This window comes from Pseudomonas sp. UTLPPB19802 (assembly GCF_059730225.1).
The window spans coordinates 1,755,329-1,778,777 of record NZ_AP048545.1 but is presented as its reverse complement, the minus strand read 5'-3'; the positions used below and the strand labels follow the sequence as shown (position 1 = coordinate 1,778,777).

Genomic DNA, 23,449 nt, shown 5'->3' with positions numbered 1-23,449 from the left:
TCAATCGATTCCGCCCGTGAGGGTCGTCTGCTCAGCATAGTCGAGGTGTTTGACGAGCTGCGCACGCAGCCGGGCACTTACCTCGGCAAATTCAATCGGTCCTGCGTGGTCGCGCAGCTGGGTCATCGCCAGCCCCGCATAACCGCAGGGGTTGATCCGTCGGAACGGTGCCAGGTCCATGTCGACGTTCAACGCCAGCCCATGGAAGGAACAACCGTTGCGGATCCGCAGGCCCAGGGAGGCGATTTTCGCGCCATTCACGTAGACCCCGGGTGCGTCGGCCTTGGCCTCGGCCTGCACGCCATACTCGGCAAGCAAGTCGATCAGGCAGCGCTCCATCCGGCTGACCAGTTCGCGCACGCCAAAACCGAGGCGGCGAACGTCCAGCAACAGATAGGCCACCAGTTGGCCAGGTCCATGATAAGTCACTTGGCCGCCGCGATCGACCTTCACTACCGGAATATCACCCGGCAGCAGCAGGTGCTCGGCCTTGCCGGCCTGGCCCTGGGTGAAGACCGGCGGGTGCTGCACCAACCAGATTTCATCGGGAAATTCTTCGGACTTGCGTCCGTCGGTGAATCGCTGCATGGCATGCCAGACCGGCTCGTAAGGCGTCTGGCCGAGCTCGCGAAAGCCCAACATGCCAGCCATCACAGCACCATGTGTACGAAGCCGGTGGCCCGCAACTCGCTGTTGATGTTGTACAACTGGTCCTGGTCGGTGGCCACGATGTGCAGCTGGATGGTGGTGTACTTGCCGTTGCTGCTCTGGCGTTCGTCCACTCGCTGGTCGTTGATCGTTGCGTGCTTGCGGACGATCTCGACAATCTTGTCCTTGTTGCCCACACCCGTGTCACTGATCACCTTGACCGGATAGTCGGTAACCGGGAACTCGATTTTAGGAGCTTTTACTTCAGTGTCTGTCATGACAATAACGGCCTCGTAAGCCCAGGCAACGGACATGCCCCTCGCCCGGGTCAGGCGAGAGGCACGCAAATCGACACTACGTGGTGATAATACTGGCGTCGGCGACGCGTCAGTTGAACATGCCGTAGAAGAACATGCGGATGCTATCCCACAGGCGACGGAAGATACCACCTTCCTCGACCGCGTCCAGCGCGATCAGATCGGTGCTGCGAACCACCTTGTCATCCAGTTTGACTTCCACTTTACCGATCACGTCACCCTTGGCGATCGGGGCGACCAGTTTCGGGTTGATGGTCATGCTGGCGGCGAGCTTTTTCAGCTGGCCTTTAGGCATGGTCATGGTCAGGTCTTCGGCCAGGCCGGCCTTGACTTCGTGGGTGGTGCCCTTCCAGACCGGAGCCTTGGCCAGCTCGGTACCCTTCTGGTAGAAGGTCTGGGTTTCGAAGAAGCGGAAACCGTAGGTCAACAGCTTCTGGGTCTCGGCCGCACGGGCCGATTCGCTGTTGGTGCCGAATACCACTGCGATCAGGCGCTGGCCATCACGCACCGCCGAGGACACCATGCAGTAGCCGGCCTCTTCGGTGTGGCCGGTCTTCAGGCCATCGACGGTCTTGTCACGCCACAGCAACAGGTTGCGGTTAGGCTGCTTGATGCCGTTCCAGAAGAATTCCTTCTGCGAGTAGATGGCGTAGTGCACCGGGTCGACGCGGATGATCGCGCGAGCCAGCAGCGCCATGTCATGGGCCGACGAGTAGTGCTCGGGGTTCGGCAGGCCGGTCGGGTTCATGAAGTGGCTGTTGCTCATGCCAAGATCGCCAGCGGTCTTGTTCATGATGTCGGCGAAGGCATCTTCGCTGCCGGCGATGTGCTCGGACAGCGCCACGCTGGCGTCGTTGCCGGACTGGATGATGATCCCGTGCAGCAGGTCGCTGACGGTGACCTGCGAGCCGACCTTGACGAACATCCGCGAACCGCCGGTACGCCAGGCGTTTTCGCTGATGGTTACAGGGTCGTTCTCGCCGATCTGGCCGCGACGGATCTCCAGGGTGGCGATGTAGGCGGTCATCAGCTTGGTCAGGCTCGCCGGTGGCAGGCGCTGGTCGCCATTGTTCTCGACCAGCACGTTGCCGCTGGCGGCATCCATGAGCACGTAGGACTTGGCGGCAAGTTGCGGCGAAGCCGGCAACGCCATGTCATCGGCAGCCCAGGCGGCGGGCGCAATGATCAACGGCACAAGCAGGCACAAACGTTTGGCAAAGGTGGTGATGTTCATCCGTCTCTCGAAATCGCTAATGGAAACTTGCCCTTGCGGGCAAAACTAATCAGACAGCCAGGGGCTGCCCCGTGTTCGGTTGCTCGCTCCACCACCCTTTCCAGGCTTTTATTATTAAAAGAACCAACAACCAGGACCCGGCTTCAGGCTCTGTACAAAACGTATCTGCGCTTGCCCAGGTTGCATTGAAAACCAGCTGGTTGCTCATTTACTCCAGTAAACGCCGCTTCCTCGCCGGTTTTCGCCTTGCCTGACCTTCACTCGAAAACATTTCTTGCAGAGCCTTGGAAGGCTGCCGAATCCGCCATTTTGCCTGTGTTACTCCGACGTCACCAGACTTGGCGAGCCGAGATTGGCCAGACGGACACTGTTCTGTACCTGCTGGACCTCACCCGGCGTGCCGATCGGCCCCATTCGCACCCGATGCAGTGTCTGCTGGTTGCGCACGATCGAACTGACGAACACCGGTGCCTTGACCATCGTGCTCAGCTTCGACCTGAGCAGTTCGGCAGCGTCCGGGTTCGCGAAGGCGCCCACCTGGAGATACTGGCCAGAGGCTGGTACCGCACCGTTTTTTTTTGCATCGACCTGCGCCTGTACAGGAACAACGTCGGTGGCGTGCTGTTGCGGCGGTGGCGTCCACTGCTCGATGCTGCCAGTGGAGGCCGACAGCGCTGGCGTCGAGGCCTGTGCCACCTGTGGTTCGTTAAGCATCAACGGCGCCGGCCGACCGCGCTGGGCCCACCATTGCTGAGGATCGATGCCTTCGACCTTGACCCGTGCCGTGCCGATCTCGGCATAGCCGAGCTTCTTGGCGGCGGCATAGGACAGGTCGATGATTCGGTCGGAGTAGAACGGCCCGCGGTCGTTGACCCGCAGGATCACGCTGCGGTTGTTGTCCAGGTTGGTCACGCGAACGTAACTGGGCAGCGGCAGGGTCTTATGCGCGGCACTCATGCCGTACAGGTCATACACCTCGCCATTGGCGGTGTTCTGCCCATGGAACTTGGTGCCGTACCAGGACGCGGTACCCTGGGCAACGTAGGTTTTCGAGTCCTGCAGCGGGAAGTAGGTCTTGCCCAGCACCGTGTAGGGGTTGGCCTTGTAGGGCCCCGAGTGCAGGGTCGGGGTGGCGTCGGGAATCCGCGACACATCGACATCCCACCACGGCGCGCCGTCCTTGTGGGCCCGGTTGATGTCCAGGCCGGGCTTGGAACGCACCGCACTGGAAGACGACGACTGGTAGGGCGAGCGGCTGGTCGAGCAGCTGGCAACCAACACTGCCAATGCGGTGTAGGCCAACAGCTTCAGTGGTTTTGAAATCGGCAAAGCCTGCATTACTTGACGCCCCGTGCTTGGACCAACAGGTCAGACAGCTGATGCACGGCCATGGCGTACATTACGCTGCGGTTATAGCGCGTGATCGCATAAAAATTCTTCAGGCCCATCCAGTATTCAGGGCCATTGTCGCCTTCCAGGCGGAACGCCGTCACTGGCATGTCATCGCGCAGCGCATCATGACTCGACCAGCCCAGCGCCCGCAACTCCCCGACGGTCTTCACCGGATCCAGGCCGGGGCTCAAACCCTGGTCGACCTGGTCGCCGCGCACATCGGCACGGCTGACCACCGGCTGCCCAGCCACCCAGCCGTGGCGCTTGAAATAGCTGGCAACGCTACCGATGGCATCATCGGCGTTGGTCCAGATGTTGATGTGGCCGGTGCCGTCGAAATCCACCGCGTAGGCGCGGAAACTGCTCGGCATGAACTGCGGCAGGCCCATCGCCCCCGCATAGGAGCCCTTGAGGCTGAGCGGGTCGAGCTGCTCCTCACGGGCCAGCAGCAGGAACTCGCGCAGTTCCTTGCGGAAGAATTCGGCACGCGGCGGATAGTCGAAGCCCAGGGTCGACAGGGCGTCGATCACCCGGTAGTTGCCGGTATTGCGGCCAAAGAAGGTTTCCACGCCGATGATCGCGACGATCACCTGGGCCGGCACGCCGTATTCCTGCTCGGCGCGAGCCAGGGCCGCCTCATGCTGGCGCCAGAAGTCGACACCACGGGCCACCCGGGCATCGGTGAGGAACATCGGACGGTACTCCTTCCACGGCTTGACCCGCTCGGCCGGCCGGGAAATCGCATCGAGAATGCTCTGCTTGCGTTCGACCTGACGGAATACCTCCATCAGTTGCTCACCGGCGAAGCCATAGTCGCGGGTCATTTCACCGACGAACTCGGCGACCTGCGGCGAGCCTTCGTAATCACCGGCCAGCGCACTCGGCGCAGCCCCCAGGCAGCCGACAAGGCCCATCCAGGGAGCGCATCGAGCCGCCCAGTCGCGCATTACTTGCATTGAACTCTTCACCTTAATCAAACCTGAGCGATCCACTTACGGTGGGTATGGATCGACATCAAAATCCCAAACGCTGACAGCAGTGTCACCAACGAAGTTCCGCCGTAGCTAATGAATGGCAACGGCACCCCCACCACTGGCAACAGGCCACTAACCATGCCGATGTTGACGAAAACATAGACGAAGAACGTCATGGTCAGGCTGCCCGCGAGCAGCTTGCCAAAAAGGGTCTGGGCCTGGGCGGTGATCACCAGCCCACGACCGATAAGCAGGAGATAGAGCAGCAGCAGGACGCAGATCCCCACCAGGCCGAACTCTTCGCCCATCACCGCGATGATGAAGTCGGTGTGGCTTTCCGGCAGGAAATCCAGGTGCGACTGGGTTCCCAGCAGCCAGCCCTTGCCGAACACGCCGCCGGAACCGATCGCCGCCTTGGACTGGATGATGTTCCAGCCGGTGCCGAGCGGGTCGCTTTCCGGGTCGAGGAAAGTCAGGATCCGCTGCTTCTGGTAGTCGTGCATGATGAAGAACCACATGCCCACCGCCACCGGCACGGCTGCGGCCAGCACGCTGAGAATCCAGCGCCAGCGCAGGCCGCCCATGAACAGCACGAACGCGCCGCCGGCCAGCACCAGCAGCGAGGTGCCGAGGTCGGGCTGGCGCACGATCAGGATGAACGGCACGCCAATCAGCATCAGGCTGATGCCCACATGCTTGAGCTGCGGCGGCAGGGTGCGCTTGGACAGGTACCAGGCGATGGTCGCCGGCATGAGGATCTTCATGAATTCCGACGGCTGGAAGCGGATCACCCCGGGAATGTTGATCCAGCGCGTGGCGCCCATGGCGTTGTGGCCCATGACGTCCACCACCACCAGCAGCATCACCCCCAGCACATACGCCAGCGGCACCCAGCGGGCCATGAACCGAGGCTCGAACTGGGCAATGACAATCATCGACACCAGACCGATACCAAAGGAGGTCGCCTGCTTGATCAGCAGGTCCCAGCTTTTGCCGCTGGCCGAATAAAGAACGAACAGGCTGCCGGCCGCCAGAGTCAGCAGCAGGACCAGCAACGGGCCGTCGATGTGCATGCGCTGCAGCAACGTGGCCCGGCGGCGCATCACATCCTCGCTGGAGAGGATGCGATCGAAATTGGCGATCAAGGCGTAGCCTCCGCTGTAGTAGTGCCCGCATATTCAGGCTTGATCCGGCCATCCGGGCCCAGCAGCCAGGCATCCATCACCTGGCGGACCACCGGCGCCGCGACGCCGGAGCCGGACTCGCCGTTCTCGACCATCACCGCCACGACAATCTTCGGGTTGTTGGCCGGGGCAAAACCGACGAACAGGGCGTGGTCGCGATGACGCTCCAGGACCTTCGAGCGGTCGTATTTTTCGCCCTGCTTGATCGCCACGACCTGGGCCGTGCCACTCTTGCCGGCGATCAGGTACTGCGCGCCGATGGAAGCCTTGCGCGCGGTACCGCGGGCACCATGCATCACCTGTTGCATGCCGTGGTTGACCTTGTCCCAGTCCGACGGATTGCGCAGGACGATATCCGGCATCGGGTCTTCATCCTTGGGTCGCTGGCCTTCGATGGTCTTCGCCAGGTGCGGCCGATTCCATACGCCCTTGTTCGCCACCAGCGCCGTGGCCTGGGCCAGTTGCAGCGGTGTCGCCTGCATGTAGCCCTGGCCGATGCCGAGGATCAAGGTTTCGCCCGGGAACCATGCCTGGCGCCGGGTGGCGCGCTTCCACTCGCGCGACGGCATCAGCCCCGGCGATTCCTCGAACATGTCCAGGGAGACCTTCTGGCCCAGGCCGAACTTGTTCATGTAGCTGGCCAGGCGGTCGATGCCCAGCTTGTGGGCCAGGTCGTAGAAGTAGGTGTCGTTGGACCGCATGATCGCCGTGTCGAGGTCGACCCAGCCGTCACCGGTACGATTCCAGTTGCGATACTTGTGATCGTAGTTCGGCAACTCGTAGTAGCCGGGGTCGAAAACCCGCGTCGAGGCATTGACCACGCCGCTGTCCAGCCCGGCGATCGCCACCGCCGGCTTGATGGTCGAGCCTGGCGGATAGAGGCCACGCAAGACCCGGTTGAACAACGGCCGGTCGATCGAGTCACGCAGTTCGGCGTAGGCCTTGAAGCTGATGCCGGTGACGAACAGGTTGGGGTCGAAGCTCGGCTGGCTGACCATCGCCAGCACCTCGCCAGTGCTCGGATCAAGCGCCACCACCGCGCCACGACGACCACCCAGGGCTTCCTCGGCGGCCTCCTGCAGCTTGATGTCCAGGCTCAGGACGATGTCCTTGCCCGGTACCGGATCGGTGCGCTTGAGCACCCGCAGGATACGCCCGCGGGCGTTGGTCTCGACTTCTTCGTAGCCGACCTGGCCATGCAGCTCGGCTTCATAGAAGCGCTCGATGCCGGTCTTGCCGATGTGGTGGGTGCCGCTGTAGTTCACCGAGTCGAGGACCTTGGCCTCCTTCTCGTTGATCCGTCCCATGTAGCCCACCGAATGGGCGAAGTGCGCCCCCTGTGGATAATGGCGCACCAACTGGGCGACCACCTCGACGCCCGGCAGGCGGAACTGATTCACGGCAACCCGGGCGATCTGCTCTTCGGTGAGTTCGAACAGGATAGGTACCGGCTCGAACGGCCGGCGCCCCTGGCGCATGCGTTTTTCGAAGAGCACGCGATCCTCGGGCGTCAGTTGCAACACCTCGACGATCACATCCAGCACTTCCTGCCAGTTGCCGGCCCGCTCGCGGGTCATGCTCAGGCTGAAACTCGGCCGGTTGTCGGCGACCACCACGCCATTGCGGTCGTAGATCAGGCCGCGGGGCGGCGGGATCGACTGCACGTGGACGCGGTTGTTCTCCGACAGGGTCGAGTGATAGTCGTACTGGATCACCTGCAGGAAATACAGGCGGGCGATCAGCACGCAAATCAGCAGCACGACCACCACCGCGCCGACCACGACACGGTTACGCACCAGGCGGGCGTCTTTCTCGTGGTCCTTGAGGCGAATCGGCTGGGTCATTCGGCAGGCTTACTTGTGGTAGGGGTGGCCGGACAGCACGGTCCAGGCACGATACAGCTGTTCACCGATCAGGATCCGCACCAGCGGGTGCGGCAACGTCAGCGGCGACAGCGACCAGCGCTGGTCGGCCCGCGCACAGACTTCCGGCGCCAGCCCCTCGGGGCCGCCGACCATGAAGTTGACGGTACGCGAGTCCAGGCGCCAGCGATCCAGCTCGACCGCCAACTGCTCGGTGCTCCACGGCTTGCCATGGACCTCCAGCGTGACGATGCGCTCGCTGGGGCCGACCTTGGCCAGCATGGCTTCGCCTTCCTGACGGATGAAGCGGGCCACATCGGCATTCTTGCCCCGGGTATTGAGCGGTATCTCAACCAGCTCCAGCGCCAGTTCGGATGGCAGACGCTTGGCATATTCGTGCCAACCCTCTTCCACCCACTTGGGCATGCGGGAACCGACGGCAATCAGACGCAGACGCACGGCCGAACCTTATTCCATGTCCTTGTTGAGCTTGGTGAAATACTCATGGCTGTTTTCCGGGCTGTGGTGTGCGGCGCTGGCCGAACGGCTCTGCTCGGCGCCCTGCCACAGGCGCTCCAGGTCATAGAACTGACGGGCGCTGGCGGTCATCATGTGGACGATCACGTCGTCCATGTCCAACAGAACCCAGTCGCTGTCGCCCCGGCCTTCCTCGCCCAGCGGCTTGACGCCCAGCGCCTTGACCGCTTCGCGGACCTTGTCCAGCATCGCGCCGATCTGGCGGTTGGAGGTACCGGTGGCAATGATCATGAAGTCGGTGATGCTCTGCTTTTCGCGAACGTCGATCACCAGGACATCCTGGGCCTTGACGTCTTCCAGGGCAGCTACGGCAATCTTGACCAGTTCTTCGCCCTTGAGAGGCTCAGTGCTGGCCACTTTCTCAGGCAGCGGAGCACTTTTGAAGGTGCCTTTGCGCTTTGCTTTGTTTACGTCGTTGTTCGTCATATAAAACTCGTTTTGCTCGTATGTTCGGGCGCTTCAAGACACGACTGCTCGTGCTTCAAGTGCACCTTTTCAGTTCGACGCACGGTACAGACCGTGCGCATCGATGTAGGCCAGGACCGCGTCAGGCACCAGGAAACGTACCGACTTACCGCTGGCCAGCAGTTGACGGATCTGGGTGGCCGACACCGCGAGGGGTGTCTGCCAGACGAATGTAATATGCCCGCCAGGCCCCGGCAGGGCCTTCGGGTCACTGACCGACCGCGCGGCCAGCAGGTTGCGCAAGGCATCCGGCGGCTCGCTGTCGGCATCCGGGCGTTGCAGCACCAGGATATGGCAATGCAGGAGCAATTCCTCCCAGCGATGCCAGTTGGGCAGGCCGCAGAATGCGTCCCAGCCCAGCAACAGAAACAACTGGTCGTCGGCGGCCAACTCGGCCCGCATCAGTTCCAGGGTGTCGATAGTGTAGGACGGCTTGTCCCGATGCAGTTCCCGGTCGTCGACCACCAGTGGCGCGATACCGGCCACCGCACAGTCGACCATCGCCAGCCGGTCGAGCGCCGACACCTGTGGCGTGTCGCGATGAGGCGGCCGGGCGCTGGGCATCAGCCGCAGCTCATCGAGATCCATCAGTTCCGCGACTTCCAGGGCACTGCGCAAATGGCCGATGTGCACCGGGTCGAAGGTTCCGCCGAGCACACCGATGCGCCGAGGTGGAACTTCGCGAGGGGGCACGACGGCTGACTGGCGCTTGCCGACCAAGTCAGAGCGACTCCTGACCACGCAACTGCCCGTCGCCGACCACGATGTACTTCTCGCAGGTCAGGCCTTCCAGACCGACCGGTCCGCGGGCGTGCAGCTTATCAGTGGAAATGCCGATCTCGGCACCCAATCCGTACTCGAAACCATCGGCGAAGCAGGTCGGGGTGTTGAGCATCACCGAACTGGAGTCGACGTCGGCCATGAAGCGCCGGGACTCGGCCAGGTCTTCGGTGACGATCGAGTCGGTGTGGTGGGAACCGTAGCCGTTGATATGCTCGACGGCCATGTCCAGGCCGTCGACGACGCGGATCGACAGGATCGGCGCCAGGTACTCGGTGTTCCAGTCCTCTTCGGTCGCCGCCACGGCCTCGATGATCGCCCGGGTCCGCTCGCAGCCCCGCAGTTCGACGCCCTTGGCACGGAACTGCTCGGCCATGGCCGGCAGGAAGGCTTCGGCCACGGCCTTGTCCACCAGCAGGGTTTCCATGGCGCCGCAGATGCCGTAGCGGTAGGTCTTGGCGTTGAAGGCGATGCGCCGGGCCTTGTCCAGGTCGGCGTGGGCGCTGACATAGACGTGGCAGATGCCATCCAGGTGCTTGATCACCGGCACCCGGGCGTCGCGGCTGATGCGCTCGATCAGGCCCTTGCCGCCACGGGGCACGATCACATCGACGTACTCGGGCATGCTGATCAGCGCCCCGACGGCCGCGCGGTCGGTGACTTCCACCACCTGCACCACCGCAGCCGGCAGGCCGGCCTCGTCCAGGCCGCGCTGGATGCAGGCGGCAATGGCACGGTTGGAGTTGATCGCCTCGGAGCCGCCACGCAGGATGGTGGCGTTGCCAGATTTCAGGCACAGGCTGGCCGCATCGATGGTCACGTTCGGCCGCGATTCGTAGATGATACCCACGACCCCCAGCGGTACGCGCATCTTGCCGACCTGGATACCCGACGGCCGGTAGCTCATGTCGCGGATCGCCCCGACCGGGTCCGGCAGGCTCGCCACCTGGCGCAGGCCGACGATCATGCTGTCTATGCGCGCCGGGGTCAGTTCCAGACGTTCGACCAGCGCCGGCTCCAGACCATTGGCGCGGGCGGCGGCCAGGTCGAGCTCATTGGCGGCAACCAACTCGTCGCGGGCAGCATCCAGCGCCGCGGCGGCGGCATGCAACGCGCGATTCTTTTGCGCGGTGCTGGCACGGCCGATCACGCGGGAAGCCTCGCGGGCTGCGCGGCCCAGGCGGGTCATGTAGTCAGGAACGGACTCGGTCATGGTCTTGAGGAGGTCTTGGCAAAGAAGAAAGCGGCCGATTATAGCTCTCACGCCGCCTCACGGACAGCGGTGCCGGGCGGATGGTCGAAATGCCGCGCAAATAGCCGCCATTCAGCCTGGATTAAGGGCAAAATCGGTATGATTGGCCTCCAAACAGCCTTGGATGCCCATCAGGACGATGCCCAACCTGACACCTGTCACTGCGCCAAACGCCCTGCCAGACAGCTTTTTCGATCGCGACGCGCAACTGCTCGCCCGCGAGCTGCTGGGAAAAGTCATACGCCACCGGGTCGGCGACCTCTGGCTTGCGGTGCGCATCATAGAGACCGAAGCCTATTACTTCGAGGAAAAAGGCAGCCATGCCTCCCTCGGCTATACAGAAAAACGTAAGGCTTTGTTTCTGGATGGCGGACACATCTATATGTACTACGCCCGCGGCGGCGACTCACTGAACTTCAGCGCCCACGGGCCGGGAAACGCGGTATTGATCAAATCCGCCTATCCCTGGTCCGATGAGCTATCCGGTCCGGCCAGCCTGGCCCAGATGCAGTTGAACAATCCCGACGCCAAGGGCGGCCCGCGTCCGGCACAGAAGCTGTGTGCCGGCCAGACCCTGCTGTGCAAGGCGATGGGCCTGAAAGTCCCGATCTGGGACGCCAAGCGCTTCGACCCGCAACGGCTGTACGTCGAAGACGTCGGCAACCGGCCCGCAACGATCATCCAGACCACCCGGCTGGGTATTCCCCTCGGTCGGGACGAACACCTGCCGTATCGCTTCGTCGATGCCGAATATGCCATCTGCTGTACCCGCAACCCGCTGCGCCGGGGACAGGTCGAAGGTCGGGATTACCACCTGCTCCGTTGAACGAGGAAATCGCCCATGGGCCCATGGCTCGATAGCATCACCGGCTGGTTGACAGCCAATCCGCAGTGGCTCGGCCTGGCCGTGTTCATCGTTGCCTGCGTCGAATGCCTGGCCATCGCCGGCATCATCGTTCCCGGCACGGTGCTGCTGTTCGCAATAGCCGTGCTGGCTGGCAGCGGTGCCCTGTCCTTGGGCGAAACCCTGCTGCTGGGGTTCCTCGGCGGCCTGCTCGGCGACGGGTTGTCCTACGCCCTTGGCCGGCGTTTTCACCAGAACATCCGGCGTTTGCCCGGCCTGCGCCAGCATCCGGAATGGATGAGCGGCGCCGAGTCCTACTTCCAGCGCTACGGCATCGCCAGCCTGCTGGTAGGACGTTTCATCGGCCCGCTCCGGCCAATGCTGCCGATGATTGCCGGCATGTGTGACATGCCGCTGCTGCGCTTCATCGGCGTCAGCCTGATTGCCGCCGCCGGCTGGTCGGTGGCCTACCTGCTACCGGGATGGGCCACTGGCGCGGCGTTCCGCCTGCCATTGCCCGAAGGATTCTGGCCGCAGACCGCGGTGGTCGCGGCGGGCCTGGCGGCCCTGATCGGCCTGTGCATCCACTGTAGTATCAAGCGCCATCCGCGGGCCACACTGCTGATTTCGGCCCTGAGCCTGTTCCTGCTGGTCAGCCTGTTTATCGGCTACCCACACTTGCAAGCCTTCGACCAGGGCTTGATGACGCTGGTCCAGGAACACCGCGACAGCACCTTCGACCTGATCGCCGTGACCATCACCCGCCTGGGCGACTTCCGCACCCAGTTCACTGTCGCGGCAGTGCTTACGGTGCTATTGCTGCTCGCCCGCCAATGGCGGCATGCACTGTTTTTCGGTGCCACCCTGGCCTGCACCGCGATCGGCAACACGCTCACCAAGCACCTGTTCGCCCGCTTGCGCCCGGAAGTACTGACCGATCCGATCACCAGCTACAGCATGCCCAGCGGCCATAGTTCGGGATCGTTTGCCTTCTTCCTGATGCTGGCGGTACTGGCCGGCCGCGAGCAACCACCAAGAATGCGCGTGACCTGGCTGCTGCTCGGCTGCCTGCCGGCGTTCGCGGTGGCGTTGTCACGGGTTTACCTGGGCGCCCACTGGCCGACGGACATCCTCGCCGGGGCGTTGCTGGCGATTGCCGTGCTGGCTGCCAGCCTGACCCTGAGCCAGCGCCACATGCCACTGACGGCCATGGCGCCACGGGTCTGGTGGCTGATCCTGCCGGCTGCCGTGGCGCTGTACGGTTCCCATACTTTGTGGCACCTGCCCCAGCAATTGCTGCGGTATGCCTATTAGGCGAACAATTCTCCCTGCAACTCGTCCAGCAGTTCCTGGATCGCATCCAGGCGCTGCTGCGGGTCGTCAAGTTCGAGCAGGTCGATCTTGTCCAGGTCGGAAAACGGCAGCAGGTACGCCAACTGGTTCGCCAATGATTGCTGCCCGTAGGCCTCGGTGCCCATGTTCAGCGCCGCGACCATCGGGTGTTCGGCCAGCGCCTTGAGCAATGCGACCAGGTCCTCGTCCTCATCCTGCAACGGCTGCTCGGGAGTCTCGTCCAGCCACTCGACGTCAGCGACGGTCAACTGATCCTTCTGCAACTCACTGTCGAGTACCCGAAAGCGTCGGCCACCTTCGACCCGAATCCCCAACAGGCCATTGTCCTGCTGCTGGAAGTCGCGAATCCGCGCCTCGCAGCCGATCCGGGCGAAGCCCTGCGGCGCCTGACCGACCTCTTCGCCGTCAAGGATGCACACCACGCCAAAGCCGCTGTCTTGTTTCATGCAGCGGCTGATCATGTCCAGGTAACGCGCCTCGAAAATCTGCAGGTCGAGGGTGCAGCCGGGAAACAGCACGGTGTTCAGGGGGAACAGCGCCAGGCTCATACAAGGTTTCCTTAAACCATCCAGGTCACGATCAGGGGCAACAGCACCGCAGTGCTCACGCCCATCAAACTCATCGCCAGCGCCGCGAAGGCACCACATTCATCGCTTTCCTGCAGGGCCACCGAGGTACCCACCGCATGGGCGGTCATGCCCAGGGCCATGCCGCGGGCTTCGGGCCGGTGTACACCCAGGCGCGTCAGCAGGGGCGGGCCGACAATTGCACCGATCACGCCAGTGATCAGCACGAAAACCGCCGCCAAGGCTGCCACGCCACCGATCTGCTCGGCTACCAGCATGGCGATGGGCGATGTCACCGATTTCGGTGCCATGGTCATCAGCATCCGCTGTTCGGCACCGAACCACCAACCCAGCAGGACACACAAGCCGGTGGCGATCACGCCGCCTATCACCAGCGTAGTAAAGATCGGCCAGAACAATTGCCGGATCCGCCGCAGGTTGAGATACAAGGGTACCGCCAGGGCCACCGTCGCCGGGCCGAGCAGGATGCCGAGAATTTCAGTGCTTTTGCGGTATTCGGCATAGTCCAGTCCGCACAGCAGTAGAACGCCGACCACCAGCGCCATCGACGCCAGTACCGGTTGCAGGAAGATCCAGCGGGTTTTCTCGAACCCCGCCAGCACCAGTTGATAGGCGCCCAGGGTAATGCCGATACCGAACAGCGGATGGTGAATCACCGCCGCCCACGCACCGTGCCAGTCCATTGTCATTGTTCGCCCTCGCGTCGATCCTTGCGGCGTATCAGCCAGTTCATCAGCACCCCGACCAGCGCCATGGAAATCAGCACCGACAGCACCAGCGAGCCGGCAATCGCCCAGAAGTCCGCCGCGATATCGCTGGCATAGACCATCACCCCCACGGCCGGCGGCACCAGCAGCAATGGCAGATAGCGCAACAGACTGGAGGCGGCCTCGTTCAGGGGCGCCCCGACCTCACCCCGAATCAGCAGGAAGGCCAGCAACAGCAGCAGGCCGATAATCGGCCCCGGCAACACCGGTACACACAAATGATTGATGGCCGTGCCAAGCAATTGAAACAGCACCAGCCAGGTCAGGCCACGTAGCAACATCCGTATTCCCCCTCGATAAGGCACCCCATTATAAGCATGCCGATACGCCGGCATTCGCCAAAGCCATGGTCGCTTGACCGGGCACATGTGCCGTGATGATCTACAGTGGATGCCAAGGGCTAGGCACCCTACCGCCCAAGGCCTGATAGAACTCGAAAGACCAAGGAGAGGCTCAATGCCCTATGTACCCGTAGCGCAACTCAATGACTATGTCGGCAAGGAACTGGGACGTTCCGAATGGTTCACCATCGACCAGGAGCGCATCAACCTGTTCGCGGAAGCCACCGGCGATTATCAGTTCATCCACGTCGACCCGGTCAAGGCCGCGCAAACGCCTTTTGGCAGCACCATCGCCCACGGTTTCCTCTCGCTGTCGTTGATCCCCAAGCTGATGGAAGACATCCTGATCCTGCCTGAAGGCCTGAAAATGGTCGTCAACTATGGCCTGGACAGCGTGCGTTTCATCCAGCCGGTCAAGGTCGACTCACGGGTACGGCTCAAGGTCGACCTGGTCAGCGCCACCGAGAAAAAACCCGGCCAGTGGCTGCTCAAGGCAACCGCCACGCTGGAGATCGACGGCCAGGAAAAACCAGCCTATATCGCTGAACCCTTGTCGCTCTGCTTCGTCTGACACCTTATCCGGGCTGCAGCACGAAGCGGCGACGGTGCTGTTTCGTGCTTTACCTCTGGACACGACACAATGCTTCGGCATACTCGGTCCCCTAATTGCCCGGATCCCGTCATGCGCCCATTTGCACCCCTTGCCCTGACCCTGCTGCTCACCGCGTGCGGTGATGGTGAATCGCTACTGCCGCCAGACGCCCGTCTGCCGGACGGCGGTCGCTACCGGGGAGAAGTGGTCAATGGCCTGCTGCAAGGCCAGGGGCGCATCGACTACCCGAGTGGCAGCTGGTATGCCGGCCAGTTCGTCAATGGCCAGTGGCATGGCGACGGCGAGTGGCACGGCAGCAACGGCGAGGTCTACAAAGGCCAGTTCCAACAGGGCCTGTTCCATGGCCAGGGCACCCTGACCCTCCACGACAGCAGCTACACCGGCGGTTTCAAGCTGGGCCGGCGCGACGGCGAAGGCACCCTGAAAGAAGCCGGCATGACCTATCGCGGCGAATTCAGGGACGACCAGTATTCCGGCCTTGGCCACCTCGAACTGGAAGACGGCAGCCAATACCAGGGCGAATTCGCCCACGGCAAACCCAACGGCGAAGGCCAGCGTAGCGACTCCAGCGGCAACCAGTTCACCGGACGCTTCCTCAACGGCCAACTGGAGGGCCCGGGTACCTTCAACAGTGCCGAGGGCGACCAGTACGCCGGCGGTTTCAAGCACAACCAGTTGAGCGGCAAGGGCCGCTATGAAAACGCCGACGGCGATGTCTGGATCGGCGAGTTCAAGGACGGCGTGCTCAATGGCAAGGGCGAGTTGATCGGCGTCGATGGCGGCCGTTACCGCGGCGAATTCAGCGAGTGGCGCTTCAACGGCTTCGGCCACCTGAACCTGGCCGACGGCAGCCACTACATTGGCGAGTTCGCCAGTGACACCTATGAAGGCCGCGGCATCCTGACCCTGGCCGACGGCCGTGTGCAGAGCGGCATCTGGACCAACGGCCAGCGGGTGCGCGATGCCGACGGCAAGCTGCTGCCAGATCAACTGGAACAGGGCCTGCTGGCCCAGGGGCCGTTGCTGGAAAAAGCCCTGGCCGCGGTGCCCGCCTCCACCCCGGCCATCGAGCTGTACAGCCTGGTACTGGCCGGCGACGGCAAGCAAAGCGTGTTCATGCGCGAGGCCGACTACGTCAGCCAGATGCTCGCCACCCGCTTTGGCGCCTACGGCCAGATCAGCCTGGTGAACCATCGCGACCACCTCATCGACCGGCCGATGGCCACCCGCGAAAGCCTGCACCGAGCCGCCCAGGCCCTGGCAGAACGCAGCGGCCCGGAAGATCTGGTCTTCATCTACCTGACCAGCCACGGGACCCACGCCCATGAACTGGTGCTGGACCAGCCGCGCATGGAGCTGGCCGACCTGCCAGCCGATGAAATGGCCTCGGCCCTGGCTCCGCTGAAGAACCGTGACAAGGTCATCGTCATCTCGGCCTGTTATTCGGGCGGTTTCATCCCGGCCCTCAAGGACGAAAAAACCCTGATCATGACCGCCTCGCGGGCCGACCGGGTGTCCTTCGGCTGTTCCGAGGAAGCGGACTTCACCTACTTCGGCGACGCGCTGTTCGCCCAGGCGCTGAACCAGACCGACGACCTGCAACAGGCCTTCAACCTGGCCAGGGCGCATGTCGCCGAGCGCGAACAGGCAGACAATTTCGAAGCGTCGGAACCGCAAATATGGGCACCCAAGGGAGTGCTGGCCCACTGGCAGCAACTACGCAAGCAACAGGCAAGAAAAGCCTTGCAAAGCGCTTCACTGGACAGCAAGGAAGCCAAGAGCAACTAAGCTGTTTCGTATCAAGGGAGATATCTTATGTACTTGACGCCTCAGCACATCCTGCTCGCTGGAGCCACCGGCCTGACCGGTGAACATCTGCTGGACCGCCTGCTCAACGAGCCGACCGTCAGCCGCGTCCTCGCCCCCTCGCGCCGCCCGCTGGCGGAACACCCGCACCTGGAAAACCCGGTCGGCGACCCGGCGATCTTCCTGCCGCAGTTGAGCGGCCGGGTCGACCTGGCAATCTGCTGCCTGGGCACCACGATCAAGCTCGCCGGCTCCGAAGAAGCCTTCCGCGCGGTCGACCACGACATGGTCGTGGCTTTCGGAAAGCGGGCGCGGGAGTTGGGCGCGCGACACCTGATCGTGGTCAGCGCAGTGGATGCCAACCCGAAATCCAAGGTGTTCTACAGTCGGGTCAAGGGCGAGATGGAAGAGTCGTTGAAGACCCAGGGCTGGCCACAACTGACCATTGCCCGCCCCTCGTTGCTGATAGGCGAACGCAGCGAGCCGCGCCTGGCCGAACAACTGGCGGCGCCACTGTCGAAATTGATTCCCGGCAAGTACCGCGGGATCGAAGCCTGCCAACTGGCCCGGGCACTGTGGCGCCTGGCGCTGGAAGAACAGGATGGCGTGCGGGTCGTCGAATCGGATGAGCTGCGCCGCCTCGGCAAATAAAGCATCACCTACTGTCGATGCGGGCTTTGTGGCGAGCGGGCTTGCCCGCGTTGGGGCGCAGGGCGCCCCCAAAACCTGGTATTGCGGTATCACAGATAGAGCCAGGCGACTGCATTGCGGCTGCTGCGCAACCGAGCGCGGGCAAGCCCGCTCGCCACACCGGTTGCCATTGCCAACACTGTAGCCAGTCACCACCAGCCCATTGTCCCCAGCCCTACAAACCACCCGTCGCCTGAAACCCGACGCCCAACGCCGTGAACACCGACAACGGCAACAGCACGGTATCGAGCAAGGCACTCGCCGGCAGGTCCAACCCCGGGTAACCCGGAGCGTCTGCACCGAAACGATCACGGGCGCAACAGCCACCCTGCAACGCATACAGGTCCAGCCGCGTCCCGGCATAGACGACCGGCGCCCCGGCCTTGCCGGCATCCAGCGTCCGCGCCGTGGCGCAACCGGCCAGTTGCAGCGCCAGCAACAGGCACAGCAACGATTTACTCATTGCTGTTCAAGTGGTGCTCGCCCCAACGCGGCAGCATGTCCTGGGGAATGTTCAGCAGGTTGAGAATTCGCGCGACGACAAAATCCACCAGGTCGTCGATGGTCTGTGGCTGGTGATAGAAACCCGGCGACGCCGGCAGGATCGTCACGCCCATGTTCGACAACTTGAGCATGTTCTCCAGGTGAATGCTCGAATACGGCGCTTCGCGCGGTACCAGGATCAACTGTCGCCGCTCCTTGAGGGTCACGTCCGCCGCCCGCTCGATCAGGTTGTTACAGGCACCGGTAGCGATGGCCGATAGCGTCCCGGTTGAGCAGGGCACCACCACCATCGCCGCAGGCGAACCCGAGCCGGAGGCCACCGGAGACATCCAGTCTTCCTTGCCATACACGCGGATCTGCCCTGCCTGCGCCCCGGTGTACTCGGTCAGGAAGGCCTGCATCGCCTGCGGCTTGGGCGGCAGGCTGACGTCGGTCTCCGTGGCCATTACCAACTGCGCGGCCTTGGAGATCAGGAAGTGCACCTCGCGGTCCTCGCGCACCAGGCAATCAAGCAGGCGCAGGCCATATTGCGCGCCGGAGGCGCCGGTCATCGCCAGGGTGATGCGTTCCGGGCCGCTCACTGCAGGGCCTCGGCCAGCTTGCCGTGGAGGCCGCCAAAGCCGCCGTTGCTCATGATCACCACGTGAGTGCCAGGCTTGGCCTGGCTCTTCACCCGTTCAATGATGCCTTCCAGCGAGTCACTGACAATCGACGGCACGGTGCACAAGGCCGCCGTCGCCCCCAGGTCCCAGCCGAGGTTGGCCGGCGCGTACCAGATCACCTGGTCGGCCTGGACCACGCTCTCCGGCAGGCCGTCGCGGTGGGCACCCAGCTTCATGGAGTTGGAACGCGGCTCGATGATGGCGATCACTGGCGCATCGCCGACCTTCTTGCGCAGACCGTCGAGGGTCGTGGCAATGGCGGTCGGATGGTGGGCGAAGTCGTCGTAGATGGTCACGCCATGGACTTCGGCGACCTTTTCCATGCGCCGCTTGACGCTCTTGAACGCACTGAGACCGGCGATGCCCATCGCCGGGACCACGCCGACATGCCGCGCTGCGGCCAGGGTCGCCAGGGCGTTGGCGACGTTGTGCTGGCCGGTCAGTTCCCACTCGACCGTGCCTTGGGCCACGCCCTCGAACAACACCTCGAAACGCGAGCCGTCCTCGCTGAGCAGGCGCGCCTGCCACTGGCCGCCGGCGCCGGTGGTTTGCACCGGGGTCCAGCAGCCCATCTCGATCACCCGTTGCAACGCGGGTTCAGTGGTCGGGTGAATGACCAGGCCTTCGCTCGGGATGGTCCGTACCAGATGGTGGAACTGACGTTCGATGGCCGGCAGGTCCGGGAAGATGTCCGCGTGATCGAACTCCAGGTTGTTCAGGATCGCCGTCCGCGGACGGTAATGAACGAACTTCGAGCGCTTGTCGAAGAACGCACTGTCGTACTCGTCGGCCTCGATCACGAAGAACGGCGTGCCGCCCAGGCGTGCCGATACCGAGAAGTTCTGCGGCACGCCGCCGATCAGAAAGCCCGGGCTCATGCCCGCGTGCTCCAGCACCCAGGCCAGCATGCTGCTGGTGGTGGTCTTGCCATGGGTACCGGCAACGGCCAGGACCCAGCGACCTTGCAGCACATGGTCGGCCAGCCACTGCGGGCCGGAGACATAGGGCAGGCCCTTGTTCAGCACGTATTCGACCGCAGGGTTGCCACGGGACATGGCGTTGCCGATCACCACCAGGTCCGGGGCCGGGTCGAGCTGGGCCGGGTCATAACCCTGGGTCAGTTCGATGCCTTGGGCCTGCAGTTGCGTGCTCATCGGCGGATAGACGTTGGCATCGGAGCCCGTCACGTGATGGCCCAGCTCCTTGGCCAGAACAGCCATCGAGCCCATGAAGGTGCCGCAGATACCCAGAATATGAATGTGCATAGTCGACCTCGTAAAACATGGCCGCAGGTTAGCCCAGGGCGGACGAAATCGCACCTTGTGTTTCAGATTCGAGGAGACCGGCAGGGCTTCGATGCCGGATCGAAGCCCTGTGGTTCAGACGCTGATCGCGTTGGTGAAGACCAGGCGGTTGCCGAAGGGATCGGCGATCGGCATGTCCATGCTGCCCCAGGGCATGGCCTGGATCTCGGGGCGCGCATAGCCGTAGCCCTTGGCCAGCAGTTGTTCGCGGAAGGCTTCCAGCTCGTCGGTTTCGATGCGCAGTGCCGAGCCCGGCGTGGTGTCGCCGTGGTGTTCGCTCAAGTGCAGCACGCAGTTGCCCTTGGACACCTGCAGATAGAGTGGAAACCCTGGCTCGAAACGATGCTGCCAGTCGACATGGAAACCCAGGAACTCGACGTAGAACTCCAACGCCTTGCCCTCGTCGAAAATTCGCAGAATAGGGGTGGTCTTACCGAAGCTCATGTCAGGTCTTCCTGGCAGTTCTGGATCAAAGCGCTTCGGCCACGAAGCGGGTTTCTTTAATGGCTTAGTGCCATTATTGCGCAAAATCGCGACATCGCTCGCAAAAACCTGACGCCAATCACCAGAATAGCCGCCTGGACTCAAACCATGTCGTTGAGAATCCAGTCGATCACCGAGTTGCGCTTGGGTGCCCAACCCAGCAGTTCACGGGCGTTTGTGCCGCGGACCCGGCTGTTGGAACCCAGGCCGTAGTTGGCCATCTCGTAGCCCCACTCCGCTTCGGCGTCTGCCAGCGGCCAGTCCTGCGGCTCACCGAGGTTCAGCGCCTTGGCCATGGCAGTGGTCATGTCGATGAACGAGGCTTCGCCGCTCTCAACGAAATAGAAGGTGCCCGCTGGATTACCGGTCAGTGCCAGCAAGTACAGCGCCACCACATCCTCGATGTGCACGTTGGACCAGATGTTCTGCCCGGTGCCGACATGACGCACCACGCCACTCTTGCGTGCCTGTTTCAGCAGCCGCGGCAATTGCACGCTGTCGCGTTTCACGCCCAGGCTGTGGCCGTAGATCAGGGTGTTGCAGAGTACCGCCGAGCGCACGCCGGATTGCGCAGCATCGAGTACCAGGTTGTCGATGGCCACGCGGGCGGCCTTGTCGACGGTCGGCTCCGGCAGCTTGCCTTCGTAGTAGATGATATTGCTGGCCTTGCCACCGGAAGCGTCGCCGACGATGCTCGAACCACTGGTATGCAGGAATACCTTGTCGGAGCCGCGCAAGGCGTCGATCAGGGTTTCCACCGCAGCGCGGTGGTCGCTGCTGGCGGCGTTGATCACCGCATCAGCCTGGCGGGCTTGTTCAGCGAGCAGTTGGCTGTCGTCCAGGCTGCCGATCACCGGCGTGATGCCCAGGTCACGCAACTCCTGCGCCTGCTCGGCGCTGCGCACCAGGCCGGTGACCTGATGGCCGGCGGCGACCAGGCCAGTCGCGATGGAACCGCCAATGAAGCCGGCTGCGCCGGTAACGAATACGTTCATGGGGAAACTCCCTGCGTGGATAAGTGATGGCGCCAGTATCGAAAACTTATCCGTGCCGAATAAGCCCCTATTGGCCAATTCACTCTTGCGCTGGAGTCACGAATGACCGACTGACAACCAGTGTCCCTCCTGAATCACCGCAGCAGACCTCTACACCACCACCGGCCCTGCATACCCCGCCAATTTGCCCTGGATGAAGTCGAGGAAACACTGGATACGCAACGCCAACTGCGAGTTGCGGTAGTACACCGCATGGATCGGCTGGCGGTAGCCGCTATTGGCTTCGGGGAGGAGCACTTGCAGGCGGCCGGACTGGATGTCCTGGTGAGTCATGAAGTGCGACAGGCAGACGATGCCCTGCCCCTCCAGCGCCAACTGGCGCAAGGTCTCGCCACTGGAGGCGGCGATGTCGGGACGGATCAGCCAGCGGTCACCCTGGGCATGGCGCAGCGGCCAGTGGTTGAGCGTTTCGGTCTGGGTGAACCCCAGCAGGGTATGGGTGGACAGCTCATCGACACGGGTCGGCACGCCGTAACGCTCCAGGTACGCCGGGCTGGCCAGGATGTTCAACGGGCTGCTGCCCAACGAGCGGGCGTGCAGGGTCGAGTCCGCCAGGTTGCCGATGCGGATGGCAATGTCGGTGCTCTGCTCCAGCAGGTCGATGATCAGGTCGTTGCTGTTGAGCTCCAGCTGGATGTCCGGATACAGGCTGCGGAACTCGGCGATGTAGGGCACCACCGCATGCAGCATGAACGGCGAGGCGGCGTTGATGCGCAGGCGCCCGGCCGGGGTCTGCTGGCGCAGGGACAGGCGCTCTTCCAGGTCGTCCATCTGTTCGAGGATCTGCTTGGCCCGCTCGAAGAAGAACTTGCCTTCCTCGGTCAGGTCCATGCGCCGCGTGGTGCGGTTGATCAGCGTGGTGTCGAGCTTGGCCTCCAGGCGCGACAGGCTGCGGCTGACCGCCGACGGCGTCTGCCCGACCTGCTCGGCTGCCGCGGAGATCGAACCGCACTCGATCACGCACACGAAAATCTGCAACTCATCCGACCTGGCTTTCACGCTCACCTCTCGACTCAAGGCCCTGATAGTAGCCGGCCAGGAGGCAAAAGGAACCTCACTTCGGCAAATCGAAGACCTTCGCCAGGTGCTGCTCGTAGCGCTGGATATCCGCCTCGATGGCCGGGACCTTCATCACGTCGACGCAGAGAAAGGTCGGCAGGCCGGTCATGCCGAGGAACTCGTTGGCCTTGTGGAACGGGAAGTACACCGCATCCACGCCCTTGGCCTCGAAGAAGTCGGAGGGATCGTCGAAAGCTTGCTGTGGCGCGTTCCAGGTCAGCGACAACATGTACTGCTTGCCCTGGATCAGGCCGCCGCTGCCGTACTTCTGCGAGGCGTCGGAACGGGTCCGGCCATCGTTGGCGTAAAGGCTGCCGTGGCCGGCGGTGAACACTTCGTCGATGTATTTCTTCACGATCCATGGCGCCCCCATCCACCAGCCAGGCATCTGGTAGATGATCACGTCGGCCCAGAGAAACTTGGCGACTTCCTCGGCGACGTCGTAGCCCTGGTCGATCCAGGTTTCCTTGACATCGCAACCGGAACGGTCGAGATAGGCCAGGGCGGTTTCATGCAGGGTTGTGTTGTAGCGACCGGCGGAATGGGCGAACTGCTTGCCGCCGTTGAGTAGCAGGATCTTTTTCATGGACAGCCTCGTGGAGAACGGACCCAGGGCGCTGCCCAGTGGCAGTGAGGGTCGACAGGTTCAAGTAAGGGCCGCAGGTTAGCCCTCGCATCACGGGCGAAAAAGACGGGCTGGCGCAAATCGCTTTTGCCCTAACAGCACGAATCCTGC

The 23,449-nt window shown here is 63.1% G+C and carries 26 protein-coding genes; 5 read left to right on the top strand and 21 right to left on the bottom strand.

The annotated features are described in order from the left end of the window. The 11 genes from lipB to AC6I6U_RS08020 all read right to left on the bottom strand — a co-directional run bounded on the left by lipB (nt 1) and on the right by AC6I6U_RS08020 (nt 10,606). Nucleotides 1-651 (bottom strand): lipoyl(octanoyl) transferase LipB, encoded by a 651-nt coding sequence (gene lipB / locus AC6I6U_RS08070; RefSeq protein WP_497881446.1) that lies wholly within the window; start codon nt 649-651, stop codon nt 1-3. Further along, nucleotides 651-926: a DUF493 domain-containing protein gene (locus AC6I6U_RS08065; RefSeq protein ID WP_017903133.1), complete on the bottom strand. Its 276-nt coding sequence runs from the start codon at nt 924-926 to the stop codon at nt 651-653. Before AC6I6U_RS08065 ends, lipB begins: the two co-directional genes overlap by 1 nt. Before the next feature lie 109 nt (nt 927-1,035). After that, a complete protein-coding gene (locus AC6I6U_RS08060) occupies nt 1,036-2,199 on the bottom strand; it encodes a D-alanyl-D-alanine carboxypeptidase family protein (RefSeq protein ID WP_497881445.1) in 1,164 nt (387 codons plus the stop codon). Between the two features lie 318 nt (nt 2,200-2,517). Beyond that, nucleotides 2,518-3,537 (bottom strand): septal ring lytic transglycosylase RlpA family protein, encoded by a 1,020-nt coding sequence (locus tag AC6I6U_RS08055; protein ID WP_497881444.1) that lies wholly within the window; start codon nt 3,535-3,537, stop codon nt 2,518-2,520. Further along, nucleotides 3,537-4,547, bottom strand: a complete 1,011-nt coding sequence (gene mltB / locus AC6I6U_RS08050) for a lytic murein transglycosylase B (protein ID WP_497881443.1) — start codon at nt 4,545-4,547, stop codon at nt 3,537-3,539. The genes AC6I6U_RS08055 and mltB overlap by 1 nt, the downstream gene beginning before the upstream one ends. A gap of 17 nt (nt 4,548-4,564) precedes the next feature. Beyond that, complete coding sequence (rodA, locus tag AC6I6U_RS08045) at nt 4,565-5,668, bottom strand: rod shape-determining protein RodA (protein WP_010446724.1); 1,104 nt, start codon at nt 5,666-5,668, stop codon at nt 4,565-4,567. Nucleotides 5,669-5,706: 38 nt separating this feature from the next. Beyond that, nucleotides 5,707-7,593: a penicillin-binding protein 2 gene (gene mrdA, locus AC6I6U_RS08040; RefSeq protein WP_497881442.1), complete on the bottom strand. Its 1,887-nt coding sequence runs from the start codon at nt 7,591-7,593 to the stop codon at nt 5,707-5,709. 9 nt (nt 7,594-7,602) lie between these two features. Continuing rightward, complete coding sequence (rlmH, locus tag AC6I6U_RS08035) at nt 7,603-8,070, bottom strand: 23S rRNA (pseudouridine(1915)-N(3))-methyltransferase RlmH (RefSeq protein WP_497881441.1); 468 nt, start codon at nt 8,068-8,070, stop codon at nt 7,603-7,605. Between the two features lie 9 nt (nt 8,071-8,079). Then, nucleotides 8,080-8,574, bottom strand: a complete 495-nt coding sequence (gene rsfS, locus AC6I6U_RS08030; RefSeq protein ID WP_497881440.1) for a ribosome silencing factor — start codon at nt 8,572-8,574, stop codon at nt 8,080-8,082. 69 nt (nt 8,575-8,643) lie between these two features. Continuing rightward, nucleotides 8,644-9,306: a nicotinate-nucleotide adenylyltransferase gene (gene nadD / locus AC6I6U_RS08025; protein ID WP_497883003.1), complete on the bottom strand. Its 663-nt coding sequence runs from the start codon at nt 9,304-9,306 to the stop codon at nt 8,644-8,646. 28 nt (nt 9,307-9,334) lie between these two features. Then, nucleotides 9,335-10,606: a glutamate-5-semialdehyde dehydrogenase gene (locus tag AC6I6U_RS08020; protein ID WP_497881439.1), complete on the bottom strand. Its 1,272-nt coding sequence runs from the start codon at nt 10,604-10,606 to the stop codon at nt 9,335-9,337. A 178-nt stretch (nt 10,607-10,784) separates the two neighbouring features. Between AC6I6U_RS08020 and AC6I6U_RS08015 the strand changes: the two genes are divergently transcribed. Then, a complete protein-coding gene (locus AC6I6U_RS08015; protein ID WP_497883002.1) occupies nt 10,785-11,471 on the top strand; it encodes a DNA-3-methyladenine glycosylase in 687 nt (228 codons plus the stop codon). A 15-nt stretch (nt 11,472-11,486) separates the two neighbouring features. Beyond that, nucleotides 11,487-12,803, top strand: a complete 1,317-nt coding sequence (locus AC6I6U_RS08010) for a bifunctional DedA family/phosphatase PAP2 family protein (protein ID WP_497881438.1) — start codon at nt 11,487-11,489, stop codon at nt 12,801-12,803. On the opposite strand, the gene AC6I6U_RS08005 is transcribed toward AC6I6U_RS08010, so the two are convergent. From AC6I6U_RS08005 to AC6I6U_RS07995, 3 genes are read right to left on the bottom strand one after another with little or no spacing between them, the layout of a single operon-like run. Further along, nucleotides 12,800-13,390: an LON peptidase substrate-binding domain-containing protein gene (locus AC6I6U_RS08005; RefSeq protein ID WP_497881437.1), complete on the bottom strand. Its 591-nt coding sequence runs from the start codon at nt 13,388-13,390 to the stop codon at nt 12,800-12,802. The two genes, AC6I6U_RS08010 and AC6I6U_RS08005, sit on opposite strands and share 4 nt — an antisense overlap. Before the next feature lie 11 nt (nt 13,391-13,401). After that, complete coding sequence (locus AC6I6U_RS08000; protein WP_497883001.1) at nt 13,402-14,112, bottom strand: LrgB family protein; 711 nt, start codon at nt 14,110-14,112, stop codon at nt 13,402-13,404. Nucleotides 14,113-14,114: 2 nt separating this feature from the next. After that, a complete protein-coding gene (locus AC6I6U_RS07995; protein ID WP_497881436.1) occupies nt 14,115-14,477 on the bottom strand; it encodes a CidA/LrgA family protein in 363 nt (120 codons plus the stop codon). Nucleotides 14,478-14,652: 175 nt separating this feature from the next. Here AC6I6U_RS07995 and AC6I6U_RS07990 point away from each other — a divergent pair, with 175 nt between their 5' ends. The 3 genes from AC6I6U_RS07990 (at nt 14,653) to AC6I6U_RS07980 (ending at nt 17,607) form a co-directional block, all read left to right on the top strand. After that, nucleotides 14,653-15,108: a MaoC family dehydratase gene (locus AC6I6U_RS07990; RefSeq protein WP_497881435.1), complete on the top strand. Its 456-nt coding sequence runs from the start codon at nt 14,653-14,655 to the stop codon at nt 15,106-15,108. Nucleotides 15,109-15,219: 111 nt separating this feature from the next. Beyond that, nucleotides 15,220-16,938, top strand: a complete 1,719-nt coding sequence (locus tag AC6I6U_RS07985; protein WP_497881434.1) for a C13 family peptidase — start codon at nt 15,220-15,222, stop codon at nt 16,936-16,938. A gap of 27 nt (nt 16,939-16,965) precedes the next feature. Further along, nucleotides 16,966-17,607: a Rossmann-fold NAD(P)-binding domain-containing protein gene (locus tag AC6I6U_RS07980; RefSeq protein WP_497881433.1), complete on the top strand. Its 642-nt coding sequence runs from the start codon at nt 16,966-16,968 to the stop codon at nt 17,605-17,607. Nucleotides 17,608-17,821: 214 nt separating this feature from the next. Here the strand turns inward: AC6I6U_RS07980 and AC6I6U_RS07975 are convergent, their stop codons facing one another. From AC6I6U_RS07975 to mdaB, 7 genes are all read right to left on the bottom strand, one after another. Further along, nucleotides 17,822-18,109 carry a YceK/YidQ family lipoprotein gene (locus tag AC6I6U_RS07975; protein ID WP_497881432.1) on the bottom strand — a complete coding sequence of 96 codons (288 nt, stop codon included), beginning with the start codon at nt 18,107-18,109 and terminating at the stop codon, nt 17,822-17,824. Beyond that, nucleotides 18,102-18,731, bottom strand: a complete 630-nt coding sequence (gene ubiX, locus AC6I6U_RS07970) for a flavin prenyltransferase UbiX (protein WP_497881431.1) — start codon at nt 18,729-18,731, stop codon at nt 18,102-18,104. Before ubiX ends, AC6I6U_RS07975 begins: the two co-directional genes overlap by 8 nt. Beyond that, nucleotides 18,728-20,077, bottom strand: a complete 1,350-nt coding sequence (gene mpl, locus AC6I6U_RS07965) for a UDP-N-acetylmuramate:L-alanyl-gamma-D-glutamyl-meso-diaminopimelate ligase (RefSeq protein ID WP_497881430.1) — start codon at nt 20,075-20,077, stop codon at nt 18,728-18,730. The genes ubiX and mpl overlap by 4 nt, the downstream gene beginning before the upstream one ends. 114 nt (nt 20,078-20,191) lie before the next feature. Next, complete coding sequence (locus AC6I6U_RS07960; protein ID WP_497881429.1) at nt 20,192-20,560, bottom strand: glyoxalase superfamily protein; 369 nt, start codon at nt 20,558-20,560, stop codon at nt 20,192-20,194. A 140-nt stretch (nt 20,561-20,700) separates the two neighbouring features. Continuing rightward, nucleotides 20,701-21,594 (bottom strand): NAD-dependent epimerase/dehydratase family protein, encoded by an 894-nt coding sequence (locus AC6I6U_RS07955; protein WP_497881428.1) that lies wholly within the window; start codon nt 21,592-21,594, stop codon nt 20,701-20,703. Nucleotides 21,595-21,744: 150 nt separating this feature from the next. Further along, entirely contained in the window at nt 21,745-22,653 is a 909-nt protein-coding gene (locus tag AC6I6U_RS07950) for a LysR substrate-binding domain-containing protein (RefSeq protein ID WP_497881427.1), read from the bottom strand. 55 nt (nt 22,654-22,708) lie between these two features. Continuing rightward, the gene (gene mdaB / locus AC6I6U_RS07945) at nt 22,709-23,299 is read right to left on the bottom strand and encodes an NADPH:quinone oxidoreductase MdaB (protein ID WP_497881426.1); all 591 of its coding nucleotides are present in this window, start codon (nt 23,297-23,299) and stop codon (nt 22,709-22,711) included. Nucleotides 23,300-23,449: the final 150 nt, after the last annotated feature.

Excerpts from the sequence above, each read along its gene's own strand:
- AC6I6U_RS07980 (WP_497881433.1), top strand. The coding sequence starts at position 16,966 with ATGTACTTGACGCCTCAGCACATCCTGCTCGCTGGAGCCACCGGCCTG.
- AC6I6U_RS07985 (WP_497881434.1), top strand. The coding sequence starts at position 15,220 with ATGCGCCCATTTGCACCCCTTGCCCTGACCCTGCTGCTCACCGCGTGC.
- AC6I6U_RS08055 (WP_497881444.1), bottom strand. The coding sequence starts at position 3,537 with ATGCAGGCTTTGCCGATTTCAAAACCACTGAAGCTGTTGGCCTACACC.
- AC6I6U_RS08020 (WP_497881439.1), bottom strand. The coding sequence starts at position 10,606 with ATGACCGAGTCCGTTCCTGACTACATGACCCGCCTGGGCCGCGCAGCC.
- AC6I6U_RS07990 (WP_497881435.1), top strand. The coding sequence starts at position 14,653 with ATGCCCTATGTACCCGTAGCGCAACTCAATGACTATGTCGGCAAGGAA.
- rsfS (WP_497881440.1), bottom strand. The coding sequence starts at position 8,574 with ATGACGAACAACGACGTAAACAAAGCAAAGCGCAAAGGCACCTTCAAA.
- lipB (WP_497881446.1), bottom strand. The coding sequence starts at position 651 with ATGGCTGGCATGTTGGGCTTTCGCGAGCTCGGCCAGACGCCTTACGAG.
- AC6I6U_RS08065 (WP_017903133.1), bottom strand. The coding sequence starts at position 926 with ATGACAGACACTGAAGTAAAAGCTCCTAAAATCGAGTTCCCGGTTACC.
- mpl (WP_497881430.1), bottom strand. The coding sequence starts at position 20,077 with ATGCACATTCATATTCTGGGTATCTGCGGCACCTTCATGGGCTCGATG.
- AC6I6U_RS07995 (WP_497881436.1), bottom strand. The coding sequence starts at position 14,477 with ATGTTGCTACGTGGCCTGACCTGGCTGGTGCTGTTTCAATTGCTTGGC.
- AC6I6U_RS07975 (WP_497881432.1), bottom strand. The coding sequence starts at position 18,109 with ATGAGTAAATCGTTGCTGTGCCTGTTGCTGGCGCTGCAACTGGCCGGT.
- mrdA (WP_497881442.1), bottom strand. The coding sequence starts at position 7,593 with ATGACCCAGCCGATTCGCCTCAAGGACCACGAGAAAGACGCCCGCCTG.
- AC6I6U_RS07960 (WP_497881429.1), bottom strand. The coding sequence starts at position 20,560 with ATGAGCTTCGGTAAGACCACCCCTATTCTGCGAATTTTCGACGAGGGC.
- mdaB (WP_497881426.1), bottom strand. The coding sequence starts at position 23,299 with ATGAAAAAGATCCTGCTACTCAACGGCGGCAAGCAGTTCGCCCATTCC.
- AC6I6U_RS08005 (WP_497881437.1), bottom strand. The coding sequence starts at position 13,390 with ATGAGCCTGGCGCTGTTCCCCCTGAACACCGTGCTGTTTCCCGGCTGC.
- AC6I6U_RS08000 (WP_497883001.1), bottom strand. The coding sequence starts at position 14,112 with ATGGACTGGCACGGTGCGTGGGCGGCGGTGATTCACCATCCGCTGTTC.
- AC6I6U_RS08010 (WP_497881438.1), top strand. The coding sequence starts at position 11,487 with ATGGGCCCATGGCTCGATAGCATCACCGGCTGGTTGACAGCCAATCCG.
- rodA (WP_010446724.1), bottom strand. The coding sequence starts at position 5,668 with ATGCGCCGCCGGGCCACGTTGCTGCAGCGCATGCACATCGACGGCCCG.
- AC6I6U_RS08060 (WP_497881445.1), bottom strand. The coding sequence starts at position 2,199 with ATGAACATCACCACCTTTGCCAAACGTTTGTGCCTGCTTGTGCCGTTG.
- AC6I6U_RS07955 (WP_497881428.1), bottom strand. The coding sequence starts at position 21,594 with ATGAACGTATTCGTTACCGGCGCAGCCGGCTTCATTGGCGGTTCCATC.
- mltB (WP_497881443.1), bottom strand. The coding sequence starts at position 4,547 with ATGCAAGTAATGCGCGACTGGGCGGCTCGATGCGCTCCCTGGATGGGC.
- AC6I6U_RS08015 (WP_497883002.1), top strand. The coding sequence starts at position 10,785 with ATGCCCAACCTGACACCTGTCACTGCGCCAAACGCCCTGCCAGACAGC.